Here is a 9,305-nt window from a genome sequence, read left to right as displayed (position 1 = left end):
AAAGGTAAATTCGAGCGGACCAAGCCGCACGTGAACGTGGGCACGATCGGTCACGTTGACCACGGCAAGACCACGCTGACGGCAGCAATCACGACGGTGCTGACCAAGAAGTTCGGCGGCGAAGCGAAGGCATACGACCAGATCGATGCAGCGCCGGAAGAAAAGGCGCGCGGCATCACGATCAACACCGCGCACGTCGAGTACGAAACGGCTAACCGCCACTACGCACACGTCGACTGCCCGGGCCACGCTGACTACGTGAAGAACATGATCACGGGCGCGGCGCAGATGGACGGCGCAATCCTGGTGTGCTCGGCCGCTGACGGCCCGATGCCGCAAACGCGTGAGCACATCCTGTTGGCCCGTCAGGTTGGCGTGCCGTACATCATCGTGTTCCTGAACAAGTGCGACATGGTCGACGACGCCGAGCTGCTCGAACTCGTCGAAATGGAAGTGCGCGAACTTCTGTCGATGTATGACTTCCCGGGGGACGACACCCCGATCATCAAGGGTTCGGCAAAGCTGGCGCTGGAAGGCGACACGGGCGAGCTGGGCGAAGTGGCGATCATGAACCTGGCCGACGCGCTGGACACGTACATCCCGACGCCGGAGCGCGCCGTGGACGGTTCGTTCCTGATGCCGGTGGAAGACGTGTTCTCGATCTCGGGTCGCGGCACGGTGGTGACGGGTCGCGTCGAGCGCGGCATCGTCAAGGTCGGCGAGGAAATCGAAATCGTCGGTATCAAGCCGACGGTGAAGACCACTTGCACGGGCGTGGAAATGTTCCGCAAGCTGCTCGACCAGGGTCAGGCAGGCGACAACGTCGGTATCCTGCTGCGCGGCACGAAGCGTGAAGACGTGGAGCGTGGCCAGGTTCTGGCCAAGCCGGGTTCGATCACGCCGCACACGCACTTCACGGCTGAAGTGTACGTGCTGAGCAAGGACGAAGGCGGCCGTCACACGCCGTTCTTCAACAACTACCGTCCGCAGTTCTACTTCCGTACGACCGACGTGACGGGCTCGATCGAGCTGCCGAAGGACAAGGAAATGGTCATGCCGGGCGACAACGTGTCGATCACCGTCAAGCTGATCGCCCCGATCGCCATGGAAGAAGGTCTGCGCTTCGCCATTCGCGAAGGCGGCCGTACCGTCGGCGCCGGTGTCGTTGCGAAGATTATCGAGTAAGAGCCAGAGATCTCTCGGTAGTCTGTAGTTTTCGGGGTCGGCGAAACCGTCGGCCCCAAATGGTTTAGGGGTATAGCTCAACTGGCAGAGCGTCGGTCTCCAAAACCGAAGGTTGGGGGTTCGATTCCCTCTGCCCCTGCCACATTCTTGCGCCAAGTGGCGCTGTTTAAGGTGTTATGGCGAATCCTTCCGTCGAAACTGTTAATACTTCCAGCGACAAGCTGATGTTGGCGGCTGGTGTATTGTTGGTCTTGGCCGGGTTCGTGGGTTTCTTTTTGCTCGACGGCCAAGAGTGGTATGTCCGCGGCGCAGCGCTTGCTGTTGGTGTGATCGCGGGCGTTGCTGTCGGTCTTCTCTCTGCGCCCGGTAAGAGCTTCATCGCGTTCGCCAAAGACTCCTACAAGGAAGTACGCAAGGTTGTCTGGCCGACTCGGAAAGAGGCAACGCAGACCACGCTCGTCGTGTTCGCGTTTGTTCTCGTCATGGCCATTCTGCTCTGGCTTAGCGATAAGTCGATCGAATGGGTGATTTTCTCGGCGATTCTGGGTTGGAAATGATATGAGCGATACTCCGACATCCCCGAGTGGAAAGCGTTGGTATGTAGTGCACGCCTACTCCGGCATGGAGAAGAGCGTGCAACGTGCGCTTCAGGAGCGCATTGAGCGGGCAGGGATGCAGGACCAATTTGGTCAAATTCTCGTCCCCACCGAAGAAGTCGTTGAAGTCAAAGGCGGTCACAAGTCGGTTACAGAGCGTCGTTTCTTCCCGGGATATGTCCTGGTCGAAATGGAAATGACCGATGAAACTTGGCACCTTGTGAAGAACACGGCCAAGGTAACTGGATTTGTCGGCGGTGCTCGCAACCGTCCGAGCCCGATTTCGCCGCGCGAAGTCGAAAAGATCATGTCGCAGATGCAAGAGGGCGTCGAGAAGCCTCGGCCGAAGACGCTGTTCGAAGTGGGCGAGATGGTTCGAGTCAAGGAAGGTCCTTTCACTGACTTCAACGGCAACGTCGAAGAAGTCAACTACGAAAAGTCCCGAGTTCGTGTCTCAGTTACGATCTTCGGGCGCTCGACACCGGTCGAACTCGAGTTCGGCCAGGTCGAGAAGCTCTAAACCAGAATACGTCGCGCGAGGCTTCCCGGCCTTGCGCGATTCGCGCTTACGGCCCGCGTAACGGCCGTTGAGGAGCGTCAGTAGCCGGTCTCGTCGAACGCGCGCTATCACTCACCGAACGCTCACGCGTTCAGCAGAGGTTTTCAACATGGCAAAGAAAATCATCGGCTTTATCAAGCTGCAGATTCCTGCAGGTAAAGCCAACCCGTCGCCGCCGGTCGGTCCGGCGCTGGGCCAGCGTGGCCTGAACATCATGGAGTTCTGCAAGGCGTTCAACGCGCAGACTCAGGGCATGGAGCCGGGTCTGCCCGTGCCGGTCGTCATTACGGCATTCGCGGACAAGAGCTTCACGTTCATCATGAAGACGCCGCCGGCGACCGTTCTGATCAAGAAGGCAGCCGCCGTTCAGAAGGGTTCGAGCAAGCCGCACACCGACAAGGTGGGCAACATCACGCGCGCTCAAGCGGAAGAAATCGCGAAGACCAAGATGCCGGATCTTACGGCAGCGGATCTGGACGCAGCCGTGCGCACGATCGCCGGCAGCGCTCGTTCGATGGGCATCACTGTGGAGGGCGTGTAAATGGCTAAGCTTTCTAAGCGCCTTCAGGCATTCGCGAACAAGGTTGATCGTCAGAAGCTGTACGCGATCGACGACGCGCTCACCCTCGTCAAGGAATGCGCAAGCGCGAAGTTCGACGAGTCGATCGACGTGGCAGTGCAGCTCGGCATCGATGCGAAGAAGTCGGACCAAGTGGTTCGCGGTTCCGTCGTCCTGCCGGCTGGTACCGGCAAGTCGGTGCGCGTTGCCGTCTTCGCGCAAGGCGAAAAGGCCGAGCAAGCTCGTGCCGCTGGCGCAGAAGTGGTCGGCATGGAAGACCTGGCCGAGCAAGTTAAGGCCGGTAATCTGGACTTCGACGTCGTGATCGCTTCGCCGGATACGATGCGCGTGGTTGGTACGCTGGGTCAGATCCTCGGTCCGCGCGGCCTGATGCCGAACCCGAAGGTTGGCACGGTTACGCCCGACGTCGCTCAGGCAGTCCGCAACGCCAAGGCCGGTCAGGTGCAATTCCGCGTCGACAAGGCCGGTATCATCCACGGCACGATCGGTCGCGCATCGTTCGAATCCGCTTCGCTGCGTCAGAACCTGGCAGCGCTGATCGACGCACTGCAGAAGGCCAAGCCGGCTACGAGCAAGGGCGTGTACCTGCGTAAGGTCGCCGTGTCGAGCACGATGGGTGTCGGCGTTCGCGTGGACCAGTCCTCGCTGGCGCAGTAAGAAATTTCGGCGCGGTCGGTAGACCGCGTCTCAAAGGGCTTTGGGCGGTTGCATGGCGGCGGTTTAGCTACGCAACCGGTTGTCAAAGACCGTTGGTGGCGGTGCAGAAGTTGGGCAACGCCTTAATTCAAGCCAACGCAGATGGCGAACCCGGAACAGTTTTGCAGTGGTTGAAGTCGGTTGTCGTGGGTCGTTAGACGCACACCGATCGATCGAAATACTCCTAACAGTCGGACGCCGTTGTCGAACGTGGTGCATGAGGGTTGGACACCCGAGTGCATCGAATCTGGAGGTTTAACCGTGCCACTGAACAAAGAAGATAAGCAGGCAGTCGTCGCTGAAGTCGCCGCGCAAGTCGCGAAGGCTCAGACGATGGTGCTCGCTGAGTATCGTGGGATCACGGTTGGCGATCTGACCAAGCTGCGCGCGAAAGCGCGTGAGCAACAGGTGTATCTGCGCGTGTTGAAGAACACGCTGGCGCGTCGCGCTGTTGAAGGTACCCCGTTCGCTCCGCTGGCTGAGCAGATGACCGGTCCTCTGATCTACGGCATCTCGGAAGATGCCATTGCCGCTGCCAAGGTCGTCAACGACTTCGGCAAGAGCAATGACAAGTTGATCATCAAGGCTGGTTCCTACGAAGGCAAGGTGATGGACAAGGCAGGCGTGCAAGCGCTGGCCAGCATCCCGAGCCGTGAAGAGCTGCTCTCCAAGCTGTTGTTCGTCATGCAAGCGCCTGTTTCCGGCTTTGCGCGCGCTCTGGCCGCGCTGGCTGAAAAGCAAGGCGAAGCTGCATAACACAGCCGCTTGGGCGCTCGTCGCTCAGTTAGGTATTTGCTAGATCGCTAGCTCGATCCGAATTCAATTTAGGAGTATTTCAAATGGCAATCGCAAAAGAAGACATCCTGGAAGCCGTTGGCGCGATGTCGGTTCTGGAACTGAACGAGCTGGTCAAGGCGTTCGAAGAGAAGTTTGGCGTGTCGGCAGCTGCTGTTGCAGTCGCTGGCCCGGCTGGTGGCGGTGCTGCCGCTGCTGCTGAAGAGCAGACCGAGTTCACCGTGAACCTGCTTGAAGCAGGCGCGAACAAGGTTTCCGTGATTAAGGCTGTTCGCGAACTGACGGGTCTCGGCCTGAAGGAAGCGAAGGACCTGGTCGACGGCGCACCGAAGCCCATCAAGGAAGCGGTGCCGAAGGCTGCTGCTGAAGAAGCGAAGAAGAAGCTGGAAGACGCAGGCGCGAAGGCTGAAATCAAGTAAGTTTCATTGCGCTGTGCGAAGGCTGGCGGTTTTTCACCGCCGGCCTTTTTGTGCTTTGTGGGGACTGAGTTTTTATGCTTCGTAGCAAGCATAAATGTCCCCGCAGAAGCCAAAGAGAACGGTCGGATCGGCAATATCTTCCGGCATTTCTCTTTGTCTTCTGAAGCGACTGCAGAAGGCAAGTTTGGTCGGGTAGCGGGAAACACAGGCATCCGCTGCCGTCAGCCAGCGGTTGGTAGCGGCCAACCACCAAGCTTCTAGATTCGCGCGTCCTCCCCGGACACTCGCGCGGGTCTCAGTCGGTGAACACCGGGCCGTGTCGTCGAGGTATCCCGCCTCGGTAACGCCCGCCGTGATTCGGAGATCGTATGCAATATTCCTTCACCGAGAAGAAGCGTATTCGCAAGAGTTTCGCGAAGCGCCCCATCGTTCACCAAGTTCCCTTTTTGCTGGCGACCCAGCTTGAATCATTCCAGACGTTTCTGCAAGCAGATACGTCGTCCTCGCAGCGCAAAGCAGAAGGCTTGCAGGCCGCATTCACGTCTGTTTTCCCGATTGTTTCGCACAACGGTTTCGCGCGTCTCGAATTCGTCAGCTACATGCTGTCGCCGCCCGCATTCAACATCAAGGAATGCCAGCAGCGCGGCCTGACGTACTGTTCCGCCCTGCGCGCGAAGGTCCGTCTCGTTCTGCTCGACAAGGAATCGCCGAGCAAGCCCGTGGTAAAGGAAGTGAAAGAGCAGGAAGTGTACATGGGCGAAATTCCGCTCATGACGCCGACCGGCTCGTTCGTGATCAACGGTACCGAGCGCGTGATCGTGTCGCAGCTCCACCGTTCGCCTGGCGTGTTCTTCGAGCACGACAAGGGCAAGACGCATAGCTCCGGCAAGCTGCTGTTCTCGGCGCGCATCATTCCTTACCGCGGTTCCTGGCTCGACTTCGAATTCGATCCGAAGGACGTGCTGTACTTCCGCGTCGACCGTCGTCGGAAGATGCCGGTCACGATCCTGCTGAAGGCCATCGGTCTTTCGCCGGAACAGATCCTCGCGAACTTCTTCGTGTTCGACAACTTCGCGCTGATGAACGAAGGCGCGCAGATGGAATTCGTGCCGGAGCGTCTGCGCGGTGAAGTCGCGCGTTTCGACATCCAGGATCGCGAAGGCAACGTCATCGTCACGAAGGACAAGCGGATCAACGCGAAGCACATTCGCGATCTCGAAAACGCCAAGACGAAGTTCATCTCGGTGCCCGAGGAGTATCTGCTCGGCCGCGTGCTGGCGAAGAACGTGATCGACCCGGAAACGGGCGAAGTCATCGCGAACGCCAACGAGGAAATCACGGAATCGGTCCTCGAAAAGCTGCGCGAAGCGAAGGTCAAGGACATCCAGACGCTCTACACGAACGATCTGGACCAGGGTCCGTACATTTCGTCGACGCTGCGTATCGACGAAACCGCCGACAAGATGGCTGCACGCATCGCGATCTATCGCATGATGCGTCCGGGCGAGCCGCCGACCGAAGAAGCGGTCGAGGCGCTGTTCAACCGTCTGTTCTACAGCGAAGACGCGTACGACCTGTCGAAGGTCGGCCGTATGAAGTTCAACCGCCGCGTCGGTCGTGACGAAATCATCGGACCGATGACGCTGCAGGACGACGACATCCTCGCGACGATCAAGATTCTCGTCGAGCTGCGCAACGGGAAGGGCGAAGTGGACGACATCGACCACTTGGGCAATCGTCGCGTGCGTTGCGTCGGCGAACTCGCGGAGAACCAATTCCGCGCGGGTCTCGTGCGTGTCGAACGGGCAGTGAAGGAACGCCTCGGCCAGGCCGAAAGCGAAAACCTGATGCCGCACGACCTGATCAACTCGAAGCCGATTTCGTCGGCGATTCGCGAGTTCTTCGGTTCGTCGCAGCTTTCGCAGTTCATGGACCAGACCAACCCGCTGTCGGAAATCACGCACAAGCGCCGTGTTTCCGCACTGGGCCCGGGCGGTCTGACGCGCGAGCGCGCAGGCTTCGAAGTCCGCGACGTGCATCCGACGCACTATGGCCGCGTGTGCCCGATCGAAACGCCGGAAGGTCCGAACATCGGGCTGATCAACTCGCTGGCGCTGTACGCGCACCTGAACGAGTACGGCTTCCTCGAAACGCCGTATCGCAAGGTGGTGGACAGCAAGGTCACGGACCAGATCGACTATCTGTCGGCAATCGAAGAAGGCCGTTACGTGATCGCGCAGGCGAACGCTGCGGTGGCCGAAGACGGCACGCTGACCGACGAACTCGTGTCGTCGCGTGAAGCGGGCGAAACGCTGATGGTCACGCCGGACCGCATTCAGTATATGGACGTGGCGCCGTCGCAGATCGTGTCGGTGGCGGCATCGCTGATTCCGTTCCTCGAGCACGACGACGCGAACCGCGCGTTGATGGGCTCGAACATGCAGCGTCAGGCCGTGCCGTGTCTGCGTCCGGAGAAGCCGGTCGTCGGTACGGGCATCGAGCGCACGGTGGCGGTCGACTCGGGTACGACGGTTCAGGCCATGCGCGGTGGCGTGGTGGATTATGTCGACGCCGGCCGTATCGTGATTCGCGTGAACGACGACGAAGCCGTGGCCGGCGATGTCGGCGTGGACATCTACAACCTGATCAAGTACACGCGTTCGAACCAGAACACGAACATCAACCAGCGTCCGATCGTGAAGATGGGCGACAAGGTTGCGCGCGGCGACGTGCTGGCTGACGGCGCCTCGACGGATCTGGGCGAGCTCGCGCTCGGCCAGAACATGCTCGTCGCGTTCATGCCGTGGAACGGCTACAACTTCGAAGACTCGATCCTGATCTCGGAAAAGGTCGTGGCGGATGACCGTTACACGTCGATCCACATCGAAGAACTGAACGTCGTTGCTCGCGACACGAAGCTCGGACCGGAAGAAATCACGCGCGACATTTCGAACCTCGCGGAAGTGCAGCTTGGCCGACTGGACGAGTCGGGCATCGTGTACATCGGCGCGGAAGTCGAAGCGGGCGACGTGCTGGTCGGCAAGGTCACGCCGAAGGGCGAAACCCAGCTGACGCCGGAAGAAAAGCTGCTGCGCGCGATCTTCGGCGAGAAGGCGTCCGACGTGAAGGACACGTCGCTGCGCGTGCCGTCGGGCATGAGCGGCACGGTCATCGACGTGCAAGTGTTCACGCGCGAAGGCATCACGCGTGACAAGCGCGCGCAACAGATCATCGACGACGAACTGAAGCGCTATCGCCTCGACTTGAACGACCAGCTGCGCATCGTGGAAGGCGACGCATTCTCGCGTCTCGCACGCATGCTGAACGGCAAGGTCGCGAACGGCGGTCCGAAGAAGCTCGCGAAGGGCACGAAGATCGACCTCGCGTACCTCGAAGATCTCGACCACTACCACTGGTTCGACATCCGCCTCGCGGACGAAGAAGCAGCGGCGCAGCTGGAAGCGATCAAGGACTCGATCGAGCAGAAGCGTCATCAGTTCGACCTCGCGTTCGAAGAGAAGCGCAAGAAGCTCACGCAAGGCGACGAACTGCCGCCGGGCGTGCTGAAGATGGTCAAGGTGTATCTCGCCGTGAAGCGTCGCCTGCAGCCTGGCGACAAGATGGCGGGCCGTCACGGTAACAAGGGTGTCGTGTCGAAGATCGTGCCGATCGAAGACATGCCGTACATGGCCGATGGCCGTCCGGCCGACGTCGTGCTGAATCCGCTCGGCGTGCCGTCGCGGATGAACGTGGGTCAGATTCTCGAAGTCCATCTTGGCTGGGCTGCGAAGGGTCTCGGCTGGCGCATCGGCGAGATGATGCAGCGTCAGGCGAAGATCGAAGAGATGCGTCAGTTCCTCACGCAGATCTACAACGAGTCGGGTCGCAAGGAAGAGCTGGAAAACTTCTCGGACGACGAAATCGTCGAACTCGCGAAGAACCTGCGCGAAGGCGTGCCGTTCGCGACGCCGGTGTTCGACGGCGCCACGGAAGACGAAATGTCGCGCGCGCTGGATCTGGCGTTCCCGGACGACATCGCTCAGAACCTGGGCATGAATTCGTCGAAGAATCAGGTGCAGTTGCACGACGGCCGCACGGGCGAACCGTTCGAGCGCAAGGTCACGGTCGGCTACATGCACTACCTGAAGCTGCACCACCTGGTCGACGACAAGATGCACGCGCGCTCGACCGGTCCGTACTCGCTCGTCACGCAGCAGCCGCTGGGTGGTAAGGCGCAGTTCGGTGGTCAGCGCTTCGGTGAAATGGAAGTGTGGGCGCTCGAGGCGTATGGCGCGTCGTATGTGCTGCAGGAAATGCTGACGGTCAAGTCGGACGACGTGACGGGCCGGACCAAGGTTTATGAGAACCTGGTCAAGGGCGATCACGTGATCGATGCGGGCATGCCGGAATCCTTCAACGTGTTGGTGAAGGAAATCCGCTCGCTCGGTATCGATATCGATCTCGACCGCAACTAA

The 9,305-nt window shown here is 59.9% G+C and carries 9 protein-coding genes and 1 tRNA gene; 9 read left to right on the top strand and 1 reads right to left on the bottom strand.

All coding sequences use genetic code 11. From position 1 onward, the window contains the following. The 8 genes from tuf to rplL all read left to right on the top strand — a co-directional run. On the top strand, positions 1–1,185 hold a 1,185-nt coding region (gene tuf / locus NCR39_RS12530), incomplete at its 5' end, for an elongation factor Tu (RefSeq protein WP_250452451.1). 66 nt (positions 1,186–1,251) lie between these two features. After that, a tRNA-Trp gene (locus NCR39_RS12525) sits at positions 1,252–1,327 on the top strand. 34 nt (positions 1,328–1,361) lie between these two features. Next, complete coding sequence (gene secE / locus NCR39_RS12520) at positions 1,362–1,742, top strand: preprotein translocase subunit SecE (RefSeq protein WP_040050481.1); 381 nt, start codon at positions 1,362–1,364, stop codon at positions 1,740–1,742. Between the two features lies 1 nt (position 1,743). Beyond that, complete coding sequence (gene nusG / locus NCR39_RS12515; protein ID WP_014192489.1) at positions 1,744–2,301, top strand: transcription termination/antitermination protein NusG; 558 nt, start codon at positions 1,744–1,746, stop codon at positions 2,299–2,301. A gap of 148 nt (positions 2,302–2,449) precedes the next feature. After that, positions 2,450–2,881, top strand: a complete 432-nt coding sequence (gene rplK, locus NCR39_RS12510; RefSeq protein WP_008343796.1) for a 50S ribosomal protein L11 — start codon at positions 2,450–2,452, stop codon at positions 2,879–2,881. Continuing rightward, a complete protein-coding gene (gene rplA, locus NCR39_RS12505; RefSeq protein ID WP_250452450.1) occupies positions 2,882–3,577 on the top strand; it encodes a 50S ribosomal protein L1 in 696 nt (231 codons plus the stop codon). It begins immediately after the preceding gene. 300 nt (positions 3,578–3,877) lie between these two features. Continuing rightward, positions 3,878–4,372, top strand: a complete 495-nt coding sequence (gene rplJ, locus NCR39_RS12500) for a 50S ribosomal protein L10 (RefSeq protein ID WP_040050478.1) — start codon at positions 3,878–3,880, stop codon at positions 4,370–4,372. Positions 4,373–4,455: 83 nt separating this feature from the next. Then, complete coding sequence (rplL, locus tag NCR39_RS12495; RefSeq protein ID WP_035970538.1) at positions 4,456–4,830, top strand: 50S ribosomal protein L7/L12; 375 nt, start codon at positions 4,456–4,458, stop codon at positions 4,828–4,830. 72 nt (positions 4,831–4,902) lie between these two features. Here rplL and NCR39_RS12490 read toward each other — a convergent pair whose 3' ends face one another. After that, positions 4,903–5,076, bottom strand: coding sequence for a hypothetical protein (locus NCR39_RS12490; protein WP_250452449.1), 174 nt, complete (start codon positions 5,074–5,076; stop codon positions 4,903–4,905). Positions 5,077–5,198: 122 nt separating this feature from the next. Here NCR39_RS12490 and rpoB point away from each other — a divergent pair, with 122 nt between their 5' ends. After that, positions 5,199–9,305, top strand: a complete 4,107-nt coding sequence (rpoB, locus tag NCR39_RS12485; RefSeq protein ID WP_040050477.1) for a DNA-directed RNA polymerase subunit beta — start codon at positions 5,199–5,201, stop codon at positions 9,303–9,305.

The sequence above is a fragment of the Caballeronia sp. ATUFL_M2_KS44 genome, from assembly GCF_023630965.1.
Lineage (GTDB): Bacteria > Pseudomonadota > Gammaproteobacteria > Burkholderiales > Burkholderiaceae > Caballeronia > Caballeronia concitans.
This window is presented reverse-complemented; position numbering and strand designations above follow the sequence as displayed.

What these genes read in the sequence shown, in the direction of transcription:
- secE (WP_040050481.1), top strand. Translation starts at nt 1,362, where the DNA reads ATGGCGAATCCTTCCGTCGAAACTGTTAATACTTCCAGCGACAAGCTG.
- rplK (WP_008343796.1), top strand. Translation starts at nt 2,450, where the DNA reads ATGGCAAAGAAAATCATCGGCTTTATCAAGCTGCAGATTCCTGCAGGT.
- rplL (WP_035970538.1), top strand. Translation starts at nt 4,456, where the DNA reads ATGGCAATCGCAAAAGAAGACATCCTGGAAGCCGTTGGCGCGATGTCG.
- rpoB (WP_040050477.1), top strand. Translation starts at nt 5,199, where the DNA reads ATGCAATATTCCTTCACCGAGAAGAAGCGTATTCGCAAGAGTTTCGCG.
- nusG (WP_014192489.1), top strand. Translation starts at nt 1,744, where the DNA reads ATGAGCGATACTCCGACATCCCCGAGTGGAAAGCGTTGGTATGTAGTG.
- rplA (WP_250452450.1), top strand. Translation starts at nt 2,882, where the DNA reads ATGGCTAAGCTTTCTAAGCGCCTTCAGGCATTCGCGAACAAGGTTGAT.